The sequence below is a fragment of the Mycobacteroides franklinii genome, assembly GCF_002013895.1.
In the GTDB taxonomy this organism is placed as follows: Bacteria; Actinomycetota; Actinomycetes; order Mycobacteriales; family Mycobacteriaceae; genus Mycobacterium; species Mycobacterium franklinii.
On sequence record NZ_MAFQ01000011.1, the window covers coordinates 70,614 to 94,130 of the forward strand.

Annotated in this window: 24 protein-coding genes; 8 read left to right on the top strand and 16 right to left on the bottom strand. The window is 64.3% G+C overall.

Features of this window, described 5'->3' with window-relative positions; all coding sequences use genetic code 11:
• Positions 1–12: 12 nt before the first annotated feature.
• The 6 genes from zwf (at position 13) to B4393_RS19255 (ending at position 5,106) form a co-directional block, all read left to right on the top strand.
• Positions 13–1,563 carry a glucose-6-phosphate dehydrogenase gene (gene zwf / locus B4393_RS19230; RefSeq protein ID WP_078335553.1) on the top strand — a complete coding sequence of 517 codons (1,551 nt, stop codon included), beginning with the start codon at positions 13–15 and terminating at the stop codon, positions 1,561–1,563.
• A complete protein-coding gene (gene opcA / locus B4393_RS19235; protein WP_078335554.1) occupies positions 1,560–2,468 on the top strand; it encodes a glucose-6-phosphate dehydrogenase assembly protein OpcA in 909 nt (302 codons plus the stop codon). The genes zwf and opcA overlap by 4 nt, the downstream gene beginning before the upstream one ends.
• Entirely contained in the window at positions 2,465–3,208 is a 744-nt protein-coding gene (gene pgl, locus B4393_RS19240; protein ID WP_078335448.1) for a 6-phosphogluconolactonase, read from the top strand. The genes opcA and pgl overlap by 4 nt, the downstream gene beginning before the upstream one ends.
• A gap of 439 nt (positions 3,209–3,647) precedes the next feature.
• A complete protein-coding gene (locus B4393_RS19245) occupies positions 3,648–4,214 on the top strand; it encodes a hypothetical protein (protein WP_078335555.1) in 567 nt (188 codons plus the stop codon).
• Positions 4,211–4,810: a cytochrome c oxidase subunit 3 gene (locus tag B4393_RS19250; protein WP_078335449.1), complete on the top strand. Its 600-nt coding sequence runs from the start codon at positions 4,211–4,213 to the stop codon at positions 4,808–4,810. Before B4393_RS19245 ends, B4393_RS19250 begins: the two co-directional genes overlap by 4 nt.
• A 14-nt stretch (positions 4,811–4,824) precedes the next feature.
• Entirely contained in the window at positions 4,825–5,106 is a 282-nt protein-coding gene (locus tag B4393_RS19255) for a cytochrome C oxidase subunit IV family protein (protein WP_078335450.1), read from the top strand.
• Here the strand turns inward: B4393_RS19255 and B4393_RS19260 are convergent.
• From B4393_RS19260 to B4393_RS19280, 5 genes are all read right to left on the bottom strand, one after another.
• Entirely contained in the window at positions 5,103–5,855 is a 753-nt protein-coding gene (locus B4393_RS19260) for a hypothetical protein (RefSeq protein WP_078335451.1), read from the bottom strand. The genes B4393_RS19255 and B4393_RS19260 overlap by 4 nt on opposite strands.
• Positions 5,842–6,177, bottom strand: coding sequence for a hypothetical protein (locus B4393_RS19265; RefSeq protein WP_070939583.1), 336 nt, complete (start codon positions 6,175–6,177; stop codon positions 5,842–5,844). The genes B4393_RS19260 and B4393_RS19265 overlap by 14 nt, the downstream gene beginning before the upstream one ends.
• Positions 6,174–6,560, bottom strand: coding sequence for a hypothetical protein (locus B4393_RS19270; RefSeq protein WP_078335452.1), 387 nt, complete (start codon positions 6,558–6,560; stop codon positions 6,174–6,176). The genes B4393_RS19265 and B4393_RS19270 overlap by 4 nt, the downstream gene beginning before the upstream one ends.
• Before the next feature lie 264 nt (positions 6,561–6,824).
• Positions 6,825–7,061 carry a preprotein translocase subunit SecG gene (secG, locus tag B4393_RS19275; protein WP_005076011.1) on the bottom strand — a complete coding sequence of 79 codons (237 nt, stop codon included), beginning with the start codon at positions 7,059–7,061 and terminating at the stop codon, positions 6,825–6,827.
• A gap of 58 nt (positions 7,062–7,119) precedes the next feature.
• Positions 7,120–8,268, bottom strand: a complete 1,149-nt coding sequence (locus B4393_RS19280) for a neutral zinc metallopeptidase (RefSeq protein WP_078335556.1) — start codon at positions 8,266–8,268, stop codon at positions 7,120–7,122.
• A 78-nt stretch (positions 8,269–8,346) separates the two neighbouring features.
• On the opposite strand from B4393_RS19280, the gene B4393_RS19285 reads away from it, so the two are divergent.
• Entirely contained in the window at positions 8,347–10,023 is a 1,677-nt protein-coding gene (locus B4393_RS19285; RefSeq protein WP_078335453.1) for a DUF2207 family protein, read from the top strand.
• 1 nt (position 10,024) lies between these two features.
• Here the strand turns inward: B4393_RS19285 and tpiA are convergent, their stop codons facing one another.
• From tpiA to B4393_RS19340, 11 genes are all read right to left on the bottom strand, one after another.
• Entirely contained in the window at positions 10,025–10,810 is a 786-nt protein-coding gene (gene tpiA, locus B4393_RS19290) for a triose-phosphate isomerase (RefSeq protein WP_070939580.1), read from the bottom strand.
• Between the two features lie 11 nt (positions 10,811–10,821).
• Positions 10,822–12,060, bottom strand: a complete 1,239-nt coding sequence (locus B4393_RS19295; protein WP_078335454.1) for a phosphoglycerate kinase — start codon at positions 12,058–12,060, stop codon at positions 10,822–10,824.
• A 4-nt stretch (positions 12,061–12,064) separates the two neighbouring features.
• Complete coding sequence (gene gap / locus B4393_RS19300) at positions 12,065–13,087, bottom strand: type I glyceraldehyde-3-phosphate dehydrogenase (protein ID WP_078277882.1); 1,023 nt, start codon at positions 13,085–13,087, stop codon at positions 12,065–12,067.
• 56 nt (positions 13,088–13,143) lie between these two features.
• Complete coding sequence (locus B4393_RS19305; RefSeq protein ID WP_078335455.1) at positions 13,144–14,367, bottom strand: MFS transporter; 1,224 nt, start codon at positions 14,365–14,367, stop codon at positions 13,144–13,146.
• Positions 14,368–14,534: 167 nt separating this feature from the next.
• A complete protein-coding gene (locus B4393_RS19310; RefSeq protein ID WP_078335456.1) occupies positions 14,535–15,533 on the bottom strand; it encodes a phospholipase D-like domain-containing protein in 999 nt (332 codons plus the stop codon).
• On the bottom strand, positions 15,530–17,353 hold the full coding sequence (locus tag B4393_RS19315) for an ABC transporter ATP-binding protein (RefSeq protein WP_236743194.1): 1,824 nt from the start codon (positions 17,351–17,353) through the stop codon (positions 15,530–15,532). Before B4393_RS19315 ends, B4393_RS19310 begins: the two co-directional genes overlap by 4 nt.
• Positions 17,354–17,400: 47 nt before the next feature.
• A complete protein-coding gene (gene whiA, locus B4393_RS19320; protein ID WP_109420967.1) occupies positions 17,401–18,378 on the bottom strand; it encodes a DNA-binding protein WhiA in 978 nt (325 codons plus the stop codon).
• Entirely contained in the window at positions 18,375–19,469 is a 1,095-nt protein-coding gene (locus tag B4393_RS19325) for a gluconeogenesis factor YvcK family protein (protein WP_078335457.1), read from the bottom strand. Before B4393_RS19325 ends, whiA begins: the two co-directional genes overlap by 4 nt.
• Positions 19,466–20,380, bottom strand: a complete 915-nt coding sequence (gene rapZ, locus B4393_RS19330; protein ID WP_078335458.1) for an RNase adapter RapZ — start codon at positions 20,378–20,380, stop codon at positions 19,466–19,468. Before rapZ ends, B4393_RS19325 begins: the two co-directional genes overlap by 4 nt.
• The gene (gene uvrC / locus B4393_RS19335) at positions 20,352–22,382 is read right to left on the bottom strand and encodes an excinuclease ABC subunit UvrC (RefSeq protein WP_078335459.1); all 2,031 of its coding nucleotides are present in this window, start codon (positions 22,380–22,382) and stop codon (positions 20,352–20,354) included. The genes rapZ and uvrC overlap by 29 nt, the downstream gene beginning before the upstream one ends.
• A 93-nt stretch (positions 22,383–22,475) precedes the next feature.
• Positions 22,476–22,724 (bottom strand): hypothetical protein, encoded by a 249-nt coding sequence (locus tag B4393_RS19340; RefSeq protein WP_133052573.1) that lies wholly within the window; start codon positions 22,722–22,724, stop codon positions 22,476–22,478.
• A 471-nt stretch (positions 22,725–23,195) separates the two neighbouring features.
• Here B4393_RS19340 and B4393_RS19345 point away from each other — a divergent pair, with 471 nt between their 5' ends.
• Positions 23,196–23,510 (top strand): hypothetical protein, encoded by a 315-nt coding sequence (locus B4393_RS19345; protein WP_109558448.1) that lies wholly within the window; start codon positions 23,196–23,198, stop codon positions 23,508–23,510.
• Positions 23,511–23,517 lie beyond the last annotated feature (7 nt).

The window sequence follows — 23,517 nt, forward strand, 5'->3', positions numbered from 1 at the left end:
AAAGGCTCATCCATGACTGATGTTCTCCCCGCGAACGGCTCGTCCGCGAAAAACCCGTTGCGGGACAAGCGCGATAAGCGATTACCCCGCATTGCGGGACCCTGCTCGCTGGTGATTTTCGGCGTCACCGGCGATCTGGCCCGTAAGAAGCTGATGCCGGCCATCTACGACCTGGCGAATCGGGGGCTCTTGCCTCCGTCGTTCGCCTTGGTTGGATTCGCCCGCCGGGACTGGGCCAACGAGGACTTCGGGCAGATCGTGCTCGACGCCGTCAAGGCACACTCGCGCACGCCGTTCCGTCAGCATGTGTGGGATCGCCTTGCCGAGGGAATCCGTTTTGTGCAAGGCAGTTTCGACGACGACGCGGCCTTCGAACAGCTCAAGAAGACGCTGCAGACACTCGACGAGGAGCGCGGCACCGGCGGCAATCACGCCTTCTATCTGTCGATTCCGCCGAAGGCCTTCCCCACGGTCTGCGAGCAGCTGTCCAAGTCCGGCCTCGCACAGCCAGTAGACGGGGCCTGGCGCCGGGTGGTGATCGAGAAACCCTTCGGCCATGACCTCACGAGCGCCCGCGAGCTGAACGCGGTGGTCAACGAGGTGTTCCCCGAGGAGTCGGTCTTCCGCATCGACCACTACCTCGGCAAGGAGACAGTGCAGAACATTTTGGCGTTGCGTTTCGCGAACCAGTTGTTTGACCCCATCTGGAACGCACACTTCGTCGACCACGTGCAGATCACCATGGCCGAAGACATCGGGCTGGGTGGGCGCGCAGGCTATTACGACGGCATCGGAGCAGCCCGCGATGTCATCCAGAACCATCTGCTGCAGCTGCTGGCCTTCACCGCGATGGAGGAGCCCATCAACTTCTCCCCCGCCGAGCTGCAGGCCGAGAAAATCAAGGTGCTCTCGGCCACGCGACTGGCCGAACCGCTCGCCGAAACCACCGCCCGCGGCCAGTATGGACCGGGATGGCAAGGCAGCCAGCAGGTTCCGGGCCTCTTAGAGGAGGAAGGTTTCTCCAAGACCTCCACCACTGAGACCTTCGCAGCCATCACCCTGGAGGTCGACAGCCGGCGCTGGGCGGGGGTCCCGTTCTACCTGCGCACCGGAAAGCGGTTGGGCCGCAGGGTCACGGAGATCGCGTTGGTGTTCAAGCGGGCGCCGCATCTGCCCTTCGACTCCACGATGACCGAGGAGCTCGGCGCCAATGCGCTGGTCATCCGGGTCCAGCCCGACGAGGGCGTCACACTGCGGTTCGGCTCGAAGGTACCCGGTACCGCCATGGAGGTGCGGGACGTCAACATGGACTTCTCGTACGAACAGGCCTTCACCGAGGAGTCACCGGAGGCCTACGAGCGGTTGATCCTCGACGTGCTGTTGGGAGAACCGTCGCTGTTCCCGGTCAACGCCGAAGTCGAATTGTCCTGGCGGATACTGGATCCCGCGCTGGACTTCTGGGCATCGGAAGGCAAACCGGACACGTACGAATCGGGTACCTGGGGGCCGCAGTCGGCCGTGGAAATGCTGGCCCGCAGTGGCCGGGAATGGAGGCGGCCATGATCATCGACCTACCCAACACCACCACCAACGATGTCAACAAGAAGCTGGTGGAGCTACGCGAGACCGGCGGCGCCGTCACCATGGCCCGCGTGCTGACCCTCGTCGTCATCACCGATGCCGGGGACAACGTCGAAGAGGTGATCGAGGCCGCCAACGGCGCCAGCCATGAGCATCCGTGCCGGGTGATCGTGCTGGAACGCAATCCCCTTGCCCCGGATACCGGATTGAGCGCACAGATCCGTGTCGGCGGCGATGCCGGGGCCGGGGAGGTCGTCGTGTTGCGGCTGCGTGGTCCGCTCGCCGCCCACGAGCACAGTGTGGTGATTCCGTTTCTGCTGCCCGATACCCCGGTGGTGGCGTGGTGGCCCAACCAGGCTCCTGCCATTCCCGCGAAAGATCCGCTGGGCCGTTTGGCGATTCGCCGGATCACCGATGCCACGACCGCACCGGATCCCCTGAACGCCATCAAGAACCGCCTCACCGGCTACACCCCGGGCGACACCGACCTGTCATGGAGCCGCATCACCTACTGGCGGGCCTTGCTCGCCTCGGCGCTGGATCAGCCCCCCTACGAGGGCATCAATTCGGCGGTGGTATCCGGCCTGGCCACCGAACCGGCGTTGGATGTCACCGCGGGATGGCTGGCCTCACGCATCAACGGCCCCGTCACCCGGCTGGTCGGCGACCTGAAGGTAGAGCTACACCGGGATAGCGAGATCGTTACGCTGAGCCGTCCGCAGACCGGAGCCATCGCAACGTTGGCCCGCACCGGACGCCCGTCGGCATCACTTCCGTTGCCGCGCAGGGAGACACGAGATTGTTTGGCCGAGGATCTGCGCCGCCTCGATCCAGACGAGATCTACCGCACGGCGCTTGAGGGAATCGCGAAGGTGCAATACGTATGAGTGAGACGATCATCGAAAAGTATGCGGACACTGACGCTTTGGTGGCCGCAGCCGGTGATCGGCTGGCATTGGCGATCGCCGGTGCCCTCACCGAACGCGGTAAGGCGATGATCGTGCTGACCGGCGGCGGTACCGGCATTGCCCTGCTCAAGCATTTGCGTGATGTCGCCAGCGATCTCGACTGGGACAATGTCCACGTGTTCTGGGGCGATGACCGGTACGTTCCCAAGACCGATCCAGAACGAAACGCCTGGCAGGCGTGGGAGGCCCTGCTGGAGCACGTGGACTTCCCGCTGCGCAACATGCATGCCATGCCCAACAGCGAAAGCGAGTACGGCACCGACCTGGACGCGGCCGCCCTCGCGTACGAACAGCTGCTGGCGGCCAATGCCGAACCCGGCCAGGACTGCCCCGCCTTCGATGTCCACCTGTTGGGCATGGGCGGTGAGGGCCACATCAATTCGTTGTTCCCGCATACCGACGCCGTCAAGGAGACGCAGCGTCTTGTGGTGGCAGTTCCTGACTCCCCCAAGCCGCCGCCGCAGCGGATCACGTTGACATTGCCTGCTATTCAGCGTTCCCGTGAGGTGTGGCTGGTTGTGTCCGGCGAAGCCAAGGCCGAGGCGGTGGCCGCGGCCATCGGCGGCGCCGACCCGATCGACGTACCCGCGGCCGGCGCCCGAGGCATCGAGCGCACGGTGTGGCTGCTCGATGACGCAGCAGCAAGCCAGTTGGACTAGCCCGGGCGACCACACTCGCTGATCGCCCCTCCGCGGAGCAGCCCGCACCGCGCTGAATGCCGGTCCCAGGAGTGCCGTAAGCACGCCCACAGCAGATTTCGCGTCCTCAAATCACCGCAACAGGGTATTGACCTGCCGAAGCCGGGCGGCATATATTACCGGTTGTTCAATTCGCTGTCGCTCCGACGGCGCATTGCGGGCACGGACGCCATCACCGGATCATGCCGGGTCAACAACCGCGCCCATCGCGGCTACCTGGTGAGGAGTTCGACGGATGCAAAACCGGATACTGGAGCGCGCGAGCGCCTGGTCTGGCCTCGTTTACCTGTTTCTATTCGGCACGGGCTGGCTGTTCGTCGCACGTTTCATGCCACCGATTCCTCCCACTGCCGGGCCCGCGGAAGTGGCGTCCCAGTTCGAGCAGCGGCATGTCTGGCTGATGTTGGCGGCAGTGCTGATGATGTGTTCTACGTTTGCCCTGTTCCCGGTCTCGGCACTATTGATAATGATCGCGCGCAGGATCGAGCGCCACGTTGGCATGGTGACCGTGATGATGGGTCTGACTCTGGCGACGTACCTGGTGATGAACTTCTACACGCCGTTCTCGTTCGCCATGGCGGCCTTTCGAACAGAGCGCGACCCGGCGCTTGTGCAGTACGCGAGCGATTACGGTTTTCTCCAGTTCATCGGCGGCATCCCGATGTTTCTGATGGTCTGGGTGCTGACCGCGTACGCCGTCCTCGTACTGAGCCCTCGCCATGATCCCATTGTCCCCCGCTGGTTCGGATACCTGAACCTGTGGATCGCAATCCTTTATCTGCCTGAGCTTTTGGTGTTCTTCTTCCATACCGGCCCGTTCGCGTGGAACGGTGTCGTGGGATTCTGGATTCCCGCGATCCTCTTCATCATCTATTTCGCCGTCTCGCCGGTAATCCTGGTCCCCGCGGTACGGAGGCTGGCGTCCGAGTCGGCAGGAATTGGCCCGGCTGCGGAATACGCTTCGTGACCGTCGAGACCGATCCGCGGGCGTCCACCCACCGGCGCCGCACCGCGGGCCACGTACCCGGCGAAGCCGAACTGTGGATCTTCGTCTTGGGAGACCTCACCGTATTCGGCGTCTTCTTCACGATCTGGGGATGGAACTATGCCCAGAATCCCGCACTGTTCGAACTCGGCCGCGCGAGCATGTCGCAATCAATCGGACTGGCCGAAACCCTCACCCTCATAAGCAGTTCCGCTGCGGTGGTGATCGCCCTCACTCATGCACGATGGGAACAATGGTCCCGCGCGTATCGCAGTTATCTGGCCGCGATCGGATTCGGCGCCGTATTCGTGATCTTGAAAGCCATTGAATACAGTCGCCACCTGAGCGTCGGCTCCCATGCGCTTGCGGGCGAGTTCTTCATGTACTACTTCGTTTTCACCGGAATCCACCTGCTACATGTGCTGGTGGGCCTGCTCGGCTTGAGCGCCGCCGCGCGATCGATGCGCCCCCATGCGCCGCGTCGTTACGGTACTGCCCTGCTGGAACGGATCGGCGTGTATTGGCACATGGTGGATGTGCTGTGGGTCGTGCTGTTCTCGTTGATCTACCTGATCTAGATAGTGAGCAACCAATGATCATCTCTACGCTTACGACACGTATGCGCGGCGTCACACTGCCCACCTGGTTGATATTGGCGGGCTGCACCGTGCTGTCGTGGTCCGAAAGTCCCGCGGGCCGTCCTTCGACTTTGGTGATTCTGATCGTGCTGTCGCTTACCGCAATCAAGGTGGCGCTGATCATCGCGTCCTACATGGAGATCAGCCGTGCCCCGCGGTGGCTGCAAACATTGTGTGCCGCCTGGGGAATCGTCGTCTTCGGAATCCTGACGTACACCCTGTGCGCGGCGATCTAGCTCTCGTTCCCCTGGCCCGCCGCGAACAGCGCATCAGGATCGACGGAAAGACCATGTTCGGTCGGTGCCGTGGCCGGCTGTGAGTGACTGACCGCAGCCACCGGAACCGGAGCGGCAACTGCGGGCCCGGGCGCCGGGGTGCGCAGGCGCTCTACGTTGATCGCGAACTCGGCGACGCCGTCCCGGATCGCGGCGGCGTGCTCGTCAAGACGGTCAAGGAGCTGAGAGAGCGTGCGCCCCATCTTGTTTCCGAGTTCGGAGGCGTCGGCCACGACGGAAGCGATCGTGGTTGCGACGCTGCCGCCCTGGGTGATGGGCGATGCCGCACGAGCTGCGGTGAACTCGGTGATGACGTCATCGACGTAACCTTCAACCCACTGCCCGAGCATGCTTCGAGTGTGGGTGACCAGATCCGTCACCACGTTGATGCGTTGATTGATGTTCGCCGCGACAAGACGCAGCTCCTGCAGAGCATCGTCGATCGGACCAGATGCTTCTCTGAATCCTGTTGCCGCCGCGCCACTGTGGCCGTCGCCGAGCGCACTGAGAACAGCGGAGAGTTCCTGCTGGACGTTGGTGACGTCGGCGATGCAGTATCGCCAGAAGGTTGCTTCGACAGAAGCAGCGGCCGGATCACCGCGTAACGCATCCAGTGGCTCTTCGAGGAACTGCACATGCTCAACCACGAAGCCCAACCCGGCGTCGTACAGGCGAGTGAGCGGTTTCAGCTCGGCATCAAGGGTGTCCACCGAACCCTTCACCAATCTTCGTCATTGCGGCGACCGCCTGATCCTCGTTCTCGGCGATCCGCCGGGCCTGATCGTGCAGACGCTGCCCCGTCTCCACGATGACGTCGCCAAGAGTCCGGATCGCATCGGTCAGCTGGTCAACGCTCCCCCGCACCGACGTCACGAAATCCGACGAGACCGCCCCCAGATCTCGCTCACCGAGCCCCTCTCCGTGATGATCGAGCAGGAACCGCACCGATTCTCCGGCGCTTTCCAGATTCGCCGCCTCACGCAACACCACATCGCGGTCAAACCGGAGAGTTCCACTCGTCTCATCGCTCATGAGGTCGTTCCCAGATGCTCACCCTCCCCAAGGTGCCCCCCGTCCAGGTAGCCCTTGACGTAGTCCATCGCCGGCCCGTCGCCGGTGAGGTCATGCAGTGTGCTGTGTATCTGGCTGGCGGCATTGACCTGCGCCGCGGCAATCGTCTTGGTGATGATGGCCGACAGGTCCCTCGCATCCATCGACAGCGTCGATTCATCCAGGTCCAGTGCCTCGATGCGGCCCCCCGACCCGACGGTCACCGCTACCCCCACGTCATCCTTCGCATGGCCGCGGACCAACCCCACGGTCTGCTGCACATACTGGGCACGTTGCCCAAGAACCTCCAGGCGATCCTGATACTCACGAATCCATTGGCGGGGGTCACCACGGCATTCCGACATGACGAGGGGCTCCTTTCCGGGGACACGATCGGTGAAACGGGAACGTCCCCTCCGCGTCCCCGGTCCACCAATCGCTGATGGCATCTGTCGACTTCTGTGCCATACATAGAGATTGATGGGTCGAGGACGTGAATCGGTTCCATGAATTTTGAAGAAATTTCTCGGCAAATGAATGAAACATCAATTACCTGCAAGAACAGCCGCCACAGAGACAAAACAGCGGACTACCTGTGCAGTAGTCCGCTGTGGTGAAACGTTCTGACGCTATCCGCCGAGCTTGATCTGCAGCCCGACACCGATGATCGAGATCACCCAAATGGCGGTCACGAAGTAGGTGAGCCGGTCCAGGTTCTTCTCCACCACGGTCGAACCGGAGAGGCTGGACTGAACACCGCCACCGAACAGCGTGGACAGACCGCCACCCTTCGCGCGGTGCAACAGCACCAGCAGGACCACCAGCAAGCTCGTGATCACCAGGACGATCTGCAACGCCAATTCCATGGGGGCTAGCCTACCGGCTCCCCGCCGGTCAACCGCGCAGGGATATCACGGCGCCGGGTCAGCTCACCTGGTCGCTCGGCGACATCCAGGTGTTGCACTCCCAATTGCGGTTCTTCATCGCCCCGTGCCACCACCAATCAGAACCGTGCTGGAAGGTGCCGTGATCACGTGGATCCCCCGGACGGTCACCCCGATACTGATCGGCGCCGGCCCGCTGGTACTCGTCCTCGGTGATCGTCCCCCCGCGCCGAGACCCCACAAACATTCCGGAAAAGCACTGAGCCTGCAGTTCCAACCGTCGAGACAGCTCCAGGCCCGCCGGCGAATCAATTCCCGCCGCTCTGCGCCGGCGCCACTGCTCGCCCATCATCCCGCTCAACTCCTGCCCGTGATGTGCGTATTCGTGGGCGTAGGCGGCCAAATAGGGACCATCGTGATTTCCATACCTGCCCGGCGACAGCGCCACAATCGACATGTAGATGGTGTTGTTCGACGAGCAGTAAAAACCCGCCGAACCGCCCGGTTCGAAGGAGTTACCCCCGCAGGGTGAGTCGACGTAGTCACCCTGCGCCACCACGAGGCCCGGCGGTGACCACGGCAGCGTGAGTGCGTCGAGCTGCCGCCGCCACTCCACGTCCAGACAGGCACGCAATTCCCCGTAGAACACCTCACCCTGGGCGGCATTCTGCGGCCATGTGCTGGTCGAGCACGGCGCGTTGGTGAATCCCGCGTCCCGGTCCCGGAACAGCGGGTGATCGCCGAGCGCAAACACCGGCTGCGCGGGCGGAGGCAGCGGTGGCGCCGACTCCGTCGGCGCCACGGTGGGACTGGTCTGCGATGGGGTCCACGCGGATACGCCGCGAGGTGTGGTCGCGGGATATTGCCATGTCGCGGTGGCCCGCACCGGTTGGCGTCTCCCGGAACCCGAATGGAGAGCCCAGACCACCGCCGTTCCCAGCATCAAGACCGCGACCAACACGAAGGCAGCGCCGCCGATAACCAGACCGCGATACGAGCGGCACCGCTCCTTCGGACGCTGCCCGTACGCAACAGGCGGCAGATACACCGGACGCACCGGCGGCGCTGGATATCCGGGCGGCGGACGCCAACCTCGTGGAGGTGGCGTCAGCCGGGTACGGGCGGGCGGTGGCAATGGCGCGGCCCAGGCCGGTACCGGCCTGGGTTGGTAGTACGGCTGCGGCCCCACGTCGTTCACCCCCCGAACACATTCTGTGAATGCGCGCCAGCATATCGACCCTGACCTAGGGTTACCGCCGTGGGAGAGATGAGTCGCGGGGCGGCATTGCGGTGGACGTTGTGTTTATCGGTGTGCGTCGGATGGCTTCTCGCCGCAGCACCTGCGGGCGCGGACGGACCCGAAGGCACCGTCGCTGTCGCGATGGACCTGTCCGACGACGGCACGCTGAATGTCACCGAGACCATTACGCCCGCGAAAGACCATGTGCTGCAACGGCACCTCCCCCTCGATATGCCGGTTGAGGGCACCAGGATTCAGCATTTTGAGGTCGGCGCCGTAGCCAGTACCGGTGACGGGACGGCCGCACTCGCCGGGAACGCGCTGACCATCACCGCCCGCGGACCGGCGACCGTCACATACACGGTTCGCGGCACTGTCGCCGATGCCGCCGATCATCAGCAGGTGGCGTGGCCGTTTGCCTCCGGCTGGGATTCGGGCCTGAAGGACGTCACCGCCTCGTTCGTTTCACCGAGCACCAAACCCAGCTCCCCCACGTGCGCTCTCGGCGCGCCGGGTTCTCAAATACGTTGCACCGCAGCTCAGGTCGATCACACCGGGGTGGTCCGCGTCCAACAGGATGGCCTGCCGCCGCATGCAATCGTCACCTTCACCGTCATGGTTCCAGCCGGAACCGTCCCACCGAGCGCTACGTTCACCGCACTCCCCGGCGCTCAGGGCCCCTTCGCGCTGACAGGTCCGGCGACCGCGGCGCTGGCCGGTCTCGGCGTCATCGCGATCGCGTTGGCAGGATGGGTGCTTATCGCGCGCCGCCGGGACGCGCACGCCGCTGAGATCACTATTACCCCAACCGATCCGCTGGTTCACGACGACAGCGGATCTCGCTTCGCGGCGCCCGACGGGGTTCTTCCCGGGCAGGTGGGCACCGTCGTCGATCTGCACGTCGATGCCGTGGACCTCACCGCGACAGTCGTCGACCTGGCAGTGCGCGGATATCTGTGGATCGCCGAAACCACCGGCCCTGGCGCGCAGCCCGATTGGCAGATATCTCGCCGTGCCGCGGCGGACGGCCTCTTGACCGCCTATGAGACCCGGCTGCTGGGTGTACTGCTTCCCGACGACCGCCCGACAGTGCTCCTGTCCGGCCTCCAAGTACCGGGATCGCGACTGGATCTCAGCAGCATCACCGAGACGATGTATGCCGACGCGCAAATCAATCGATGGTTCCGCCGGGCACCTGAACACCTGGGCACCTTGACCCGCTACGGAATCGGCGTGCTGCTCGCCGGTCTCGTGGTCACCGCCGTGTTGGCACTGAGCATCGGCAACGCCATGATCGGCGTCGCGATGTGTGGAGTGGGCACCGTCTGCGCGCTGGCCGGCATGTTGCTTCCGGTCCGCACCGCACGTGGTCATCTGCTGGTGGCGCACGTGGCCGCGCTGCGCCGCTACCTGGGCGAGCTCAACCTTGACGGCTTGGGGGCCGCCGACCGCGAGATCGTACTGACCCGGGCCGCACCCTATGCCATCGTCCTCGGGCAGCTCGGCCCGTGGCTCCGGGCAATGGAAACGCTAGACAGTGCCGCCGACGGTTCACCCGGAATCGATTGGTACGACATCACTTCCGGCGACGCGGAACGCTCAGCAGACGCCGCCGACATCACGGCGAATCTGCCTGCCTTCCTCACCACACTCGACGGGGTGCTGGCGCGCAGCGCGCACCTACGAAATCTGCCGCACTGCTGAGCTACAGCAGCGGCCCGCCCGCGGCGATCGCGGACATCTGGGCGAACTGCTCACCGTCCAGCGAGGCACCGCCGACCAGCGCGCCGTCGACATCATCCTGCGAGACGATCTCGCCGACGTTCTTGGCATTGGCCGAGCCGCCGTACAGGACTCGCACGGATGCAGCCACATCGGCATTGGCGATCTGTGCCAGCTCCGCCCGGATCGCCGCGCACACTTCCTGGGCGTCGGCTGCGCTGGCCACCCGGCCGGTACCGATGGCCCATACCGGCTCATAGGCAATCACAACCTGCGCGACCTGGTCCGCGCTCAGCCCCGCCAACGACCCGCGCAGTGAGTCCACGTTGTGTTGGACATGGTCTCCGGCTTCGCGGATATCGAGGGCTTCGCCGATGCACACGATCGGTGTCAGACCGTGCTTGAGCGCCGCGGCCGCTTTCGCGGCGACAAGCGCATCATCCTCGGCGTGGTACTGCCGACGCTCGGAATGCCCGACGACGACGTAGGTGACACCCAGCTTGGCCAGGAACGCACCGCTGATCTCACCGGTGTAAGCGCCCGAATCGTGCACCGACAAGTCCTGCGCACCATAGGTAAGACGCAACTTGTCGCCGTCGACCAGGGTCTGCACGCTCCGAATGTCGGTGAACGGCGGAATGACCGTCACGTCCACCTTGTCGAAGTACTTATCCGGCAAGGAAAACGCGATCTTCTGGACCAGCGCGATGGCCTCGAAATGGTTGAGGTTCATCTTCCAGTTACCAGCGATCAGTGGCTTACGGCTCATACGGAGCTCCTCTAGCTTTCGAGTACTTCGATACCCGGAAGCGCTTTGCCCTCAAGGTATTCCAAGGATGCGCCGCCACCGGTGGAGATATGGGAGAAGCCGTCGTCCGGCAGGTCCAGCGCGCGCACCGCGGCGGCCGAATCTCCGCCGCCCACCACGCTGAAGGCACCCTTCTCGGTGGCCGCGATGATCGCCTCGGCGACGCCCCGAGTGCCCGCGGCGAATGCCGGGAACTCGAACACGCCCATGGGGCCGTTCCAGAAGATGGTCTTGGCATTGGACAACACCGCAGCAAATCGTTTGACCGACTCCGGCCCGATGTCCAGGCCCATCTTGCCGTCCGGAATCGCATCGGCAGAAACGATTTCCGAAGGCGAATCAGCAGCGAACGCGTCGGCAGCCACAATGTCCATCGGCAAATGGATGACGTCGGCGTACCTGTCCAGAAGGTCGCGGCAGGTCTCGATCTGTTCGGGCTGCACCAGCGACTTGCCCACCGGCAGCCCTTGTGCGGCCAGGAACGTGAAACACATGCCGCCACCGATCACCAGACTGTCGGCCTTGGTGGCCAACGATTCGATGACAGCCAGCTTGTCGGAGACCTTCGACCCGCCGAGGACCACCGCATACGGCCGCTCGGTACTGGCCGTGAGCACCCGCAGAACTTCCACCTCGGCGGCCACCAGGCCGCCGGCGTAATGCGGCAGTAAGGTCGCCACGTCGTACACGGATGCCTGCTTGCGGTGCACCACCCCGAAACCGTCGGACACGAACGCGCCGCCGGTGCCGGTCGGACCACTGACCAACTCGGCCAGTTCCTGTGCAAGCGCCAGCCGCTGCGCGTCGTCCTTACTGGTCTCGCGAGGATCGAAGCGGATGTTCTCCAACAGCAGCACATCACCGTCGGTCAGACCTTCGGCTCGCGCCAGCGCATCGGTCCCGACGACATCGCCGGCCACCTGCACGTGCTGACCCAGCAGTTCACCCAGCGCGGCCCCGACCGGAGCCAGGGACAGCTTCGGGTCCGGCTTGCCGTCCGGGCGGCCCAGGTGCGCGGTCACGATGACCTTGGCCCCGGCACCCGCGAGTGCGCGGATGGTCGGGACCGAGGCCACGATGCGGCCGGGGTCAGAAATATGGGCGATGTTGCCGTCCAGGTACTCGAGCGGGACGTTCAGGTCCGACCGGACCAGCACGCCCTTGCCCGAAACTCCCTCTGCCAGCAGGTCGTTGAGCGACTTGATGCCCATGCGGCTACAGCGACTTGCCGACCAGGCCGACCAGGTCGACGAGGCGGTTCGAGTAACCCCACTCGTTGTCGTACCAGGAAACCACCTTGGCCTGGTTGTCGATGACTTTGGTCAGGCCCGCGTCGAAGATCGAGCTGTGCGGGTCGGTGACGATATCCGAGGACACGATCGGCGCGTCGTAGTACTTCAGGATGCCCTTGAGCTTGCCCTCCGCGGCGGCCTTCATGGCGGCGTTGATCTCGTCGGCACTGGCTGCCTTGGCGAGTTCGACGGTGAGGTCGGTGGCGGATCCGGTTGGGATCGGGACGCGCAGGGCGTAGCCGTCGAGCTTGCCCTTGAGTTCGGGCAGCACCAGGCCGATGGCCTTGGCAGCACCGGTCGAGGTCGGCACGATGTTCAGGGCCGCGGCGCGGGCGCGACGCAGGTCGCCGTGCGGGCCGTCCTGCAGGTTCTGGTCCTGGGTGTAGGCGTGGATGGTGGTCATCAGGCCCTTGACGATGCCGAACTCGTCGTTGAGCACCTTGGCCAGCGGTCCGAGGCAGTTCGTGGTGCACGAGGCGTTGGAGATGATGTTCTGGCTGCCGTCGTACTTGTCGTCGTTGACGCCCAGCACGATGGTGATGTCTTCGTCGCTGGCCGGCGCGGAGATGATGACCTTCTTGGCCCCCGCATCCAGGTGGCCCTGCGCCTTGTCACGCTTGGTGAAAATGCCGGTCGATTCGACGACGACGTCAACACCCAGGTCGCCCCAGGGCAGTGCCGCCGGGCCCTCGCGGACCTCCAGGGCCTTGATCTTGTGGTCGCCGACAACGATGGTGTCGTCACCCTCCAGGCTGACGTCATAAGGCAGCCGGCCCAGGATGGAGTCAAACTTCAGCAGGTGGGCCAGGGTGGCGTTATCGGTCAGGTCGTTGACCGCGACGATCTCGATGTCGGTGTTGATCCCTTGAGCCTTCTGCGCGTCCAGTGCCCGAAAGAAGTTCCGGCCGATCCGGCCAAACCCGTTTACGCCTACCCGGACAGTCACGTAGCGCTCCCTCTTTGTCGGTGTGAGATGTGGTGTACCCGTTATCGGCACTCACATTAGCCCAGGGGGTGTGCCATTTCGTCCCGGCCCAGTCGCGCGACCATGTGGGCGAGGACCGCCAACACCAGAGGCGCGGCTCCAGCGATGAAGAACACTGTCGTGTTGCCGATGACATGTGCCACGGGAACCACCAGCGCGAAGGACGCGGGCAGACCGACCAGGGACACGAAGAAGTCCATGCTGGCGGCACGACCCAGCATCTCCTCGGGCACCCGGCGCTGCATCAACGTGCCCCAGATGACGTTGGCCGACTGCATGGTGCCGCCCACGATGATCATGGCGGCGGCAATCATCCAGACATGTCCGGTGAATCCGATGAACACCAGGGGTAACGAGCCGGCTCCCCACATCAGGATCATCACCGTCAGGTATCGGCGGGCCAGCGGCAGCGACGACACGATGAACGAACCGACCGCCCCCGCGAGACCGAACAGCGCCAGCACCGTGGCATGGGTGCCGGGGTCACCGCCGTGATCACGGATGACGAACGGCAGCAGGATCTCGATGGGACCGACGACCACCAGCACATAGCCGATCGCGAACAGCAGTGTGGCGAAGAACCAGGTGGTGTTCACCATGTATCGGAACCCCTCTGCCAAATCGGCGAGGGCCCGGCGCAACGGATGCTGGCGCACATCCGCCGACGCCGGTGGCTCGTGCTTCTGCCGAACCAGCAGCAGACAGCACAGTCCCGCGGCGACGAGCATTCCCTCCAGCAGAAATGCCCCACCCGGCGACCACACGCTGACGATGGCCGCACTGACCGCGGGCCCGGCGGCCAACTGCATCACCGGCCGCAGAACACCTTCAATGCCGTTGGCGGCCAACAATTCCTCGGAGGGAAGCAAGCTCGGCAGCAACGCGGTGTAGGCCGGGATGTAGAAGCCCTCGGCGATACCGAACAACAGCGAGTTGAGAGCCAGATGCCAGATGTGCGCCACGCCGGTCAGGGCGAGCGTCGCGGTGGTGAACATCAGCGCGGTCTGCATGGCCAGTGAGCACCGCATCACCCACAGCTTGGGCAGGCGATCGGCCGCCACACCCGCGGGCAGCACGCTGATCAGCAGGCCCACGCTGAACGTGGTCCCGACAACAGCCACCTGCGCCGGCCCCAATCCCATTCGGATGACCTGCCAGACGAGCGCGACCGTCCACATTCCGTTGCCGAGCAGCGTGACCGCCAGGCCCAGCGTCAACAGTCGGTAATCACGGTGCCGCATGGGGCGCAACGCGCGCGGGAGCCGAGACGTCTGATGGTGTGGCTCCTCGCCCGAAGAGCCCTCGGGGGTTTCCCCAAGGACCCCTTCAGTTTTCAACTGCTTGGCGGAGCCCATCAACCCAGCGTACGAAAGCGCTCCGACAATTCGCCAATAGTTTTAGTTGCCGCTCACGCATCGGTGCCCTGGTCGTGCAGGGCGAGCTGGTCGACATCATGCGAATCGCTACCCACCAGGTCGGCGATCAACCCGGCGTCCGACAGATCCATCGGCTCGGAGAACTTCCAGTCGTGGTGCGCCACCTCGTTCAACCGCTTGATCAGGTGGTGGTCGGTCACCTCGATGGCAAGTTCGCGTCGATGGTCGAAACTGCCTGGGGAGAAGTTGATCGAACCCACCACCGCCCGCTCGTGATCGGCGAGGATCATCTTGGCGTGCAGTTTCATGTGCTTGAGGCGGTGGATCTTGATGCCCACATCGTCAAGGATCCGCATCCCACTGACGCCCTCGAGTAGCTTTCCCGACTTCAGGTGATGCGCCGCGCGCGCCATGACATGCACCTTCACCCCGCGATGCGCGGCCCGCACTAGGCGCTCGATAATCACCGGGTCCTGGTAACGCTCGTTCTGCAGGAACAACGTGTGCTTGGCGCTGTCGATGAAATCCGCGATGCGATGCCTGCCGTTGAACGGGCACCAAATCAGGTGCGCCCCGGCGCCCGGATCGAAATCCTCACGCGCCCAATCGGCTTCGAAGCAGTCGACGATCTCCGCGACCTCGTAGGCGCTGGGCGTGACGACGGCGTAGTCGCGGGTGACGGTGAAGTTCTCCTCGGTCCAGTTCAGTGATTCGACGAAAGCATGCTCATCGTCCACGACCATCGATTTCTCGTGCGTCAGATCGAAGGCGGGATTGCTCTCGCGCACATCGATACCGAACTGCTGCAACATATCCCGGGCGGCGTCATTGTCCGTCTCGCCGTCGCGGCGTTCCGGATTGAGCATCACCTTCACATCAACACCGCGCCGGTGGGCCGCGACCACCGCGTCCAACAACGGCAGATGACTGAAGGCGAACATCTTGATGCGCACCGACCGGGTGGAGGCGTGGATCGCGTCGAGAACCGGCTTCGCGGAGTCGTCAGGCAGGATGATCAGCGAACGTGTCACGGCGTTTCGTCCTCGTATTGGATGCGATGCAGGTCAGCGTATCTGCCTCCCGCGGTCAGCAGGTCCTTATGCGTGCCCTGCTCCACGACACGCCCCTCCTCCAATACGACGATCTTGTCCGCCTCGCGAATCGTACTGAGGCGGTGGGCGATCGTGATCACCGTGCGGTCTCGCATCAACCGTTGTAGCGCGGACATGACCAGGCGCTCGGACTCCGCGTCGAGCGCGGCGGTCGGTTCGTCGAGGATGAGGATCGGACTGTCACGGATCAGTGCCCGGGCGATACCGATGCGCTGCCGCTGACCGCCCGAGAGGGTAAGTCCGCGCTCCCCGACCGGGCTGTCATAGCCTTGCGCCATCTCCGAAATGAACTCGTGTGCGTTGGCCAGCTTGGCCATCTCGACGACCTCTTCGTGATCTGCGTCGGGCCGGCCGAAGGCAATGTTGTCGCGGATGGTCCCGCGGAACAGCACCGTGTCCTGCAGTACGTAGGCGATGTGGCGGCGAAGTTCATGAAGCTTGTAGTCGCGCAAGTCGACACCGTCGATCCGCACAGTGCCCATGCTCGGGTCGTAGAAACGGGGAATCAGACTGACCAGACTGGATTTTCCGCTTCCGGTATGTCCGACGACGCCGACCAGCTGGCCGGGTTCCACTTCGAAGGTCACGTCACGCAACACCGGGGTCGCACTGTCGTAGCTGAATGCCACGCGCTCGAAACTGAGCGCGCCTCTGATACGCCCCGGATCGACCGCGTCGGCCTTCTCCTCGATTGCCGTCTCCGCGTTGAGGAGGGCATTGACGCGGTCAACCCCGACCGACGCCATGGCGATGGTGTTGGTGAGCTTGGCCAGGTCCTGCACGGGTTTGAAGAACGACGTCAGATAGGCGATGAACACCGTCAGTGTCCCCGCGGTCATCACCCCTGCCAGGATCAGAGCGGATCCCCGCCACAGCACCAGTGCGGTGCAGGCGGCCACCACGACGGCGACAATGGGCGACACCACCGACTTCACCCGTCGCGCGTTCAGCGCCGCATTCACCGCCTGCTGGCCGACGATGGCCAGCTGACGCTCCTGAAGTTCTTCCCTATCGAATGCCTTGACAACGCGGATGGACTGCAAGCCTTCCTCGGCAACCGCCACAATGTCCGATTCCCGTTGACGCACTTCATGAGTGGCTGCCTTGACGGACTTGCGGATGCGAGACACGAACAACAACAGCAGCGGCGCGACCGCGAGTGCGACGAGGGTGAAATCCCACTGCAGCCACAGCATCAGGACCAACATTCCGGCGATGGTCAGCAGGTCCGTCGCGATGCCGAGCGTGGAGGCCGAGGCGAAGTCCTGGATGGTGTCGACATCATCGGTGAGGGTGCTCAGGATGGGTCCGACGCGGTGGGTGTCGAAGTAGTTCAGCGACAGCTGCTGCAGGTGGTGGTATGCCCGGGTCCGCAGGTCGTTACCGATGCGCTGTCCGACGGTCTCGGTCAGATAGTTGGCCGCGTATGTCGCGATCGCGGCCACCACGGCAATGGCGACCAACATGATCGCGGCCAGCCCGGCGACGTGCATCCGTCCCTCGCCGCCGAGCATCGGCTGCAGGAGGCCGTGCAACCAACCCGGCAGCGGGTGGTTCCCGACCACGCTGTCGAGCACAACCTTCAGTGGCCAGGGAGCCGCCAAGCCCACGGCGATCTGCACCACCAGAACGGCGAAAATCCAGGCAATCAGCCTTCGATAGGGCCGGATCAGTTCCAGGATCAATCTCATCGCGACCGTTGCCTCGTCCCGGGTTTGGCGACCGTTTCGTCGCCACACAGTACAAGATCACGACAGCGCCCGAGGGACACCGAAAAAACAAGCAGTTAGGCGTCTTCCAGCAGTTCCGGGGTGACCGCCGATTCGGTATCGGGGATGCCGTCCGTCTTGGCCTTCCGATCGGCCATGGACAGCAGACGCCGGATCCTGCCGGCGACAGCGTCTTTGGTCATCACCGGCTCGGCGAGGCGACCCAGCTCCTCAAGTGATGCCTGCCGGTGCTCGACGCGCAGTTTCCCGGCGGCCGCCAGATGGTCGGGGACAGTGTCCCCGAGGATTTCCAGCGCGCGCTCCACGCGCGCGGCGGCCGCGACCGCGGCACGCGCAGACCTGCGCAAGTTCGCGTCGTCGAAATTGGCCAGCCGGTTCGCCGTTGCCCGCACCTCGCGGCGCATGCGGCGCTCTTCCCACGTCAGCCGGGTGTCTTGAGCGCCCATCCGGGTAAGCAAGGCGCCAATGGCCTCGCCGTCGCGAACCACCACACGATCGCTCCCCCGCACCTCGCGGGCCTTGGCACTCACGCCGAGCCGTCGGGCCGCGCCCACCAGCGCCAGCGCAGCCTCGGGTCCCGGGCAGCTGACCTCCAGGGCGGAGGACCGGCCGGGTTCCGTCAACGATCCGTGCGCCAGGAACGCTCCGCGCCACGCCGCTTCCGCGTCGGCGACGCTGCCGCCGACCACCTGCGCGGGCAGTCCGCGCACCGGGCGACCCCGTAGATCGAGCAGGCCTGTTTGCCTCGCCAACGCTTCTCCGTCTTTGGCGACACGCACCACATACCGCGTTGTCTTGCGGATACCACCGGCAGACAGCACATGCACCACGGCGTTGTAGCCGTACAGATCGAAGATGTCCTTGCGCAGGCGGCGCGCGATGCTGCCCTGGTCGACCTCCGCCTCGACGACGACGCGGCCACTCACGATATGCAGTCCGCCGGCAAACCGCAGCAGCGACGCAACCTCCGCGCGACGACTACTGACCTGAGTCACCACCAGGCGGCTCAGTTCGTCCTTGACCTCGGCGGTCATCGCCACGTGGCGTCCCCTCTCTGGCTTCCATGCTGTGTGCGTCCGCCACCCGCGGCCAGGCGCACCGTGGATTCGGCATCTGTTCCAGCGGCAGTTCTTGTGCCCACGGCCGCACTACCCATCCGTACCCGATCCAAGACCGCCGCCAGTTTCGCAGGGTCATGTAAATGTGTACCAGGGCGCGACACGTCAGCGAATTGAACCTGCGCATTGAACAAGGCGGCTGCCCTGGTCAGATGATCGCGTTCGGTGTCATCTGCCGATGCGGATTCGACAACGATGTCGTGCACTCCGAACTCGGGAGCGTGTTGCGAGAGTACGTGCAAATGCCGCTCAGCGGAAAAGCCCGCCGTCTCCCCCGGCTCCGGGGCAAGGTTCAAGATCAATGCTTTGCGGGCCTGTGTCTGTTGCAACGCGGCGAAGAGCTCGGGCACCAGGACATGCGGGATCACGCTTGTGAACCAGGATCCCGGCCCCAAAACCACCAGGTCGGCGGCCATGATGGCGTCGATCGCCTGCCGGGTGGCCGGCGGATTGCCCGGATGCAGACGCACCCGGCGTACCTTGCCCGGTGTGGTCGCCAATGCCACCTGGCCGCGAATCACCCGGCTCATCCGCGGGTCGGACTCCAGGCCGGAGACATCGGCCTCGATCTGCAAGGGAATCGGACACATCGGCAGCACCCGCCCGGTGATACCGAGCATGCGCCCCATCTCGTCGAGCGCGGAGACGGGGTCGGCGAGCATGTCGGTGAGACCGGCCAAAATCAAGTTCCCGATGGGGTGCCCGGCCAGGCCGCCGCTGCCGCCCAGCCGGTGTTGAATCGCCGAGGCCCACATCCGCCCACGGGGGCTGTCGGAGGCCAGCGCCGCCAACGCCATCCGCAAATCGCCCGGTGGCACGATTCCCAGCTCGGATCGGATTCTCCCGGATGAACCGCCGTCATCGGAGACCGTGACCACGGCGGTGATGTCGTGGGTGAGCCGCCGCGCCGCTGAAAGCGTCGCGTAGAGACCGTGCCCACCGCCGAGGGCGACGATGCGCGGCTCGCGCCGGGCCAGCTGGGAGTTCTGATCGATATCGGAGCTCATTCGCGCCCCAGGTCGCGATGCAATACACGCACCGACAAGTCATGATCGGGTGCCAACGATGCGGCCAGCGCCTCGGTGATCGCGACACTTCGATGCTTGCCGCCGGTACAGCCCACCGCGATTGTCATGTAGCGCTTTCCCTCTCGCCGGTAGCCGTCGATCACGAGGTTCAGCAGCCGATGGTAAGTGTCCAAGAACTCGTCCGCGCCGGGTTGGCTCAACACGTACTGGCTCACTGACGGATGCTGTCCGGTGTGCGGTCGCAGCTCATCCACCCAGTGCGGGTTCGGTAGGAAACGGACGTCGACGACCATATCCGCGTCCATCGGCAGGCCGTACTTGAAACCAAAAGATTCGACCGTGACGCTGATATGGGCGACGGACTCGCTGCTGAAAGCGCGCTCGATCGCCGCACGCAGCGCCGGGACGGGCAGCGACGAGGTGTCTATCACCAGGTCCGCGGAGGCCCGTATCGAGGAGAGCAAGGCGCGCTCCGCGGCGATGCCCTCCGCGAGGGTCTGACCGCCCTGCAGCGGGTGACTGCGTCGGTTGTTTTCATATCGCCGGACCAGGCTCTCGTCCGATGCTTCCAGGAACAGCACCCGGGGGCTGATTCCGCGCGTGGCCAAATCAGCCCGCACCGACTCCAGGTTGCCGGTGAAGCCCCTGGATCGAACATCCATCACCACGGCGAGCTGGGTGATGCGTGATCCGGCCGCCAGGCCCAGATCGACCATTCGAGTGATCAGTTCCGGCGGAAGGTTGTCGGCGACGTACCACCCGAGGTCCTCGAGCACCTTGGCGGTGGTGCCGCGTCCCGCGCCCGAAAGGCCCGTGACCAGCACGACGTCGATATCGGCGTTTGCGGGTGCGCTGGCGAGATTAGGGGGATCGAGTGTCATCGACTCCATTTTCGACCATGACGGGCAGTGCCGCTTCGGTTGCACCGGAAGTCGCCGCCGAGCTGTCAGTTCCGACGAGCGCATCGCGCACCGCGACGGCGGTAGCTTCGCCGATGCCCGGCACCGCGGTGATCTCTTCCACGCTGGCCTTCTTGAGCTGCGCCACCGAACCGAAATGCGAGACAAGCGCAGCCCGGCGCGCCTCCCCGAGCCCCGGAATGCCATCGAGCACCGAAGCCGTCATCCGCTTGGACCGCTTACTGCGGTGGAACGTGATGGCGAACCGGTGCGCCTCGTCACGCACCCGTTGCAGCAAGTACAGCGCCTCGCTGGTTCTCGGGAGAATGATCGGCTCCGGCACCGATCCCTTTTCCGAAGGTACCCACACCTCTTCGAGTCGCTTGGCCAGACCGATCACCGCGACATCGGTGACTCCCAGCTCACTCAATTCCGCGGCGGCCGCATTGACCTGTGGCGCCCCACCGTCGACAACGAAAAGGTTTGGTGGATAGGCGAACTTACGCGATCTACCTTCTGGAGCCTGTTCGGCAGCATCGAGCTGTGTGTCTTGCACGTGCCGGGCAAATCGGCGCCGAGTGACCTCCGCAATGGAGGCGACGTCATCGGAGCGACCGTCACCGGCGGCCTCCTTGATGCTGTAGTGGCGATAGTCCGATCGCCGGGACAGCCCGTCCTCGAACACCACCAGCGAGGCCACCACGTCGGTGCCCTGGACGTGGCTGATGTCGATGCACTCGATGCGCAGTGGCGCCTGCTCCAAACCGAGTGCGTCCTGAAGCTCCTGCAATGCCGCCGATCTCGTCGTGAGATCTCCCGCGCGCTTGAGCTTGTGCTGCGCCAGTGACTCTTTCGCGTTGCGCTCCACCGTCTCCGCCAGCGCCTTCTTATCGCCGCGCTGCGGCACCCGTAGGGAGACCCGCGAACCCCGCAGCCCGGTCAACCATGAGCCCATCCCGTCGGCATCCCGCGGCAGAACCGGGACCAGGACCTCGCGCGGCACCGGCACCACATCGGCGTCCTTGTCCGCCGCATGGGCGAGGTCGGCCTGATCCCCGTAGAACTGGGTGAGGAACTGCTCAACCAGGCCCTCCAGATCGGAATCGCCCGGATCCCCTGTCTTTTCGACAATCCACCCGCGTTGGCCACGCACCCGGCCTCCGCGCACGTGGAACACCTGGACGGCGGCTTCCAGCTCATCGTCGGCGAAGGCCACCACATCGGCATCGGTGCCATCGCCGAACACCACGGTCTGCCGTTCCAACGCCCGCTGCAGCGCGGAGATGTTGTCGCGCAACCGGGCAGCCCGCTCAAAGTTCAGCTCCTGGGCGGCACGGTTCATCTCACGTTCCATGTCGCGAGCCAGACGATCGGTCTTACCCGATAGGAAATCGCAGAAATCCAGCACGATCTCGCGATGCTCCTCGGCGCTGACCCGCCCCACGCACGGCGCCGAGCACTTGTCGATGTAGCCCAACAAACAGGGGCGGTCAATCTGCTTGTGTCGCTTGAACACTCCATTGGAGCAGGTGCGCGCCGGGAATACCCGGGTGAGCAGATCGAGAGTTTCCCTGATGGCCCACGCATGCGAGTACGGACCGAAGTAGCGCACACCCTTGCGGCGGGGACCGCGGTAGACGAAGAGCCGTGGATACTCCTCATTGAGGGTGACCGCCAGCACCGGATACGACTTGTCATCGCGGTAGCGGACGTTGAAGCGCGGATCGAATTCCTTGATCCAGTTGTATTCGAGCTGCAGGGCCTCGACCTCGGTGCCCACCACGGTCCACTCGACACTGCCCGCAGTGGTGACCATCTGCCGGGTGCGTGGATGCAGGCTGGTGACGTCGGCGAAGTACGAGGTGAGGCGGCTACGAAGACTCTTGGCCTTGCCGACGTAGATGACACGTCCGTGCGGGTCACGGAATCGGTAAACGCCCGGCTCGACGGGTATCGAGCCGGGAGCCGGTCGATAGGTCGAAGGATCGGGCACGTATCCAGGCTAGTCGCGAGGTCCGACGGCGCATGATCTGATGCGCCGTGCCATGGCAACGTCCATCCGGCCGGATCCGGCTTTCCCCAGGGGCTATTTGATTCCGACGGTCGACACAGTTTTTCCGCAGTGGATCTCTACCGACTGCGGATTGGCGCCCCAGGGAACTTCGAACGGAAGCGTGTAGTCCTGGGTGTCACCGGCCCAAATCTGTGGATTGTTGTCGTAGAGCTTCATACCCTTGAGGTCAGGATGCACGGGCACGCTCGAGGTGTTAAGCACCTGATCCTGCGGGATGAACTCTCTGGTGACAACGTCCTTGTTGACGACATGGATGACCACTTCGGTCCATCTGCCGGCAGGTGAGGGCAATCCTTTGGTGCCGAAATCCACCCCGGCCCGGAGGGGATAACTATCGACCCGAACTCCCTGGCATTGAAAGCCGTCACCTCTGACGGGAGTGTTCAACGCCGGGAGATCCCGTGGTCCGGCGCAACCCGCTATTGCGAGCGTTACAGCTAGCGGAACGCCCCATGCCGCCGTCTGCACATGGCGAATACTGCACACTGCGCGATATGTCCGGATAAACAACCTGGCTACCTTCGGTTCCGTGGCATTGGTCGGTGACAGTTACGGTGGCGCGGCCTGATTGGCTCGGTGCGCTCATGATTGCTGCGACATTGCTGGCGGTCAACTGAACGTTCAGTGGCCGACTGGAGTACCGTTCGCTGATCCGAGTAGACAAACACCCGGCGCCACGCGTCAGCATCGGCTAGCCTCGGAGGCATATTTCAACGGAGGGTCGATGGGGCTATGACGGTGCGTAGATTGCCCAGGTGGCCCATTCCTGGCCTGCTTGTCGCGGCAGCCGGCCTATCCCTGATCAGCGCAGGTGACGCACTGGCTCGTCCGTCGAATGATGCCGACGCCGTGATTAACAGCCTGCAGGCCAGCGGCTACCGCGTGACGGTGACGAGGATCGGCTCGGGACATCAGGACAACTGCGTCGTCCAGTCCGTCAATCAGCAGTCGCCCGTATCCAATGTGGCCGGCGCGCGCGATATGCGCAATCGACCGACATCGGTTCCCGTGTCCACCAAGGTCGCTCACGTCACGCTGGCGTGCTGACAGATAA

Coding starts and splice junctions, on each gene's coding strand:
- zwf (WP_078335553.1), top strand. CDS start 13: ATGACTGATGTTCTCCCCGCGAACGGCTCGTCCGCGAAAAACCCGTTG.
- tpiA (WP_070939580.1), bottom strand. CDS start 10,810: ATGAGCCGTAAGCCACTGATCGCTGGTAACTGGAAGATGAACCTCAAC.
- B4393_RS19325 (WP_078335457.1), bottom strand. CDS start 19,469: ATGAGCTCCGATATCGATCAGAACTCCCAGCTGGCCCGGCGCGAGCCG.
- pgl (WP_078335448.1), top strand. CDS start 2,465: ATGAGTGAGACGATCATCGAAAAGTATGCGGACACTGACGCTTTGGTG.
- B4393_RS19295 (WP_078335454.1), bottom strand. CDS start 12,060: ATGGGCATCAAGTCGCTCAACGACCTGCTGGCAGAGGGAGTTTCGGGC.
- B4393_RS19265 (WP_070939583.1), bottom strand. CDS start 6,177: ATGAGCGATGAGACGAGTGGAACTCTCCGGTTTGACCGCGATGTGGTG.
- B4393_RS19285 (WP_078335453.1), top strand. CDS start 8,347: ATGAGTCGCGGGGCGGCATTGCGGTGGACGTTGTGTTTATCGGTGTGC.
- B4393_RS19305 (WP_078335455.1), bottom strand. CDS start 14,367: ATGCGGCACCGTGATTACCGACTGTTGACGCTGGGCCTGGCGGTCACG.
- rapZ (WP_078335458.1), bottom strand. CDS start 20,380: ATGGAGTCGATGACACTCGATCCCCCTAATCTCGCCAGCGCACCCGCA.
- whiA (WP_109420967.1), bottom strand. CDS start 18,378: ATGACCGCCGAGGTCAAGGACGAACTGAGCCGCCTGGTGGTGACTCAG.
- secG (WP_005076011.1), bottom strand. CDS start 7,061: ATGGAATTGGCGTTGCAGATCGTCCTGGTGATCACGAGCTTGCTGGTG.
- B4393_RS19270 (WP_078335452.1), bottom strand. CDS start 6,560: ATGTCGGAATGCCGTGGTGACCCCCGCCAATGGATTCGTGAGTATCAG.
- B4393_RS19345 (WP_109558448.1), top strand. CDS start 23,196: ATGACGGTGCGTAGATTGCCCAGGTGGCCCATTCCTGGCCTGCTTGTC.
- B4393_RS19255 (WP_078335450.1), top strand. CDS start 4,825: ATGATCATCTCTACGCTTACGACACGTATGCGCGGCGTCACACTGCCC.
- opcA (WP_078335554.1), top strand. CDS start 1,560: ATGATCATCGACCTACCCAACACCACCACCAACGATGTCAACAAGAAG.
- B4393_RS19245 (WP_078335555.1), top strand. CDS start 3,648: ATGTTGGCGGCAGTGCTGATGATGTGTTCTACGTTTGCCCTGTTCCCG.